The sequence below is a fragment of the Pseudoneobacillus rhizolycopersici genome (assembly GCF_054786815.1).
The window spans coordinates 1-241 of record NZ_JBTOOE010000218.1; the positions used below are offsets into that span (position 1 = coordinate 1).

A 241-nucleotide genomic window follows, 5' to 3' on the forward strand; every position below is an offset into this window, starting at 1 on the left:
TACTTGCCGTACTTAACGTAGGTTTTGTTAAGGTTAGCTATGGCAGCCTTGTAAGCCTTAAGATACTTAGCTTTAGTTGCAGCCTTCTTGGCTTTCTTGTATGAAGCCTTAGCCTTGGTAACCTTTGCTTTAGCATTCTTAACGGCCGTTGGGTGCTTCAAAGTTGCTAACTTAGCTTGAGCCTTCTTGTAAGAAGCATAGGCCTTCTTGTATGACTTAAGGTACTTGGCCTTAGTTGAGG

1 protein-coding gene is annotated in these 241 nt (G+C 42.7%); it reads right to left on the minus strand.

The genetic code is table 11. The annotated features are described in order from the left end of the window. A partial coding sequence (locus ACX9YW_RS23500; protein WP_460351213.1) for a hypothetical protein occupies positions 1-241 on the minus strand: 241 nt, incomplete at both ends.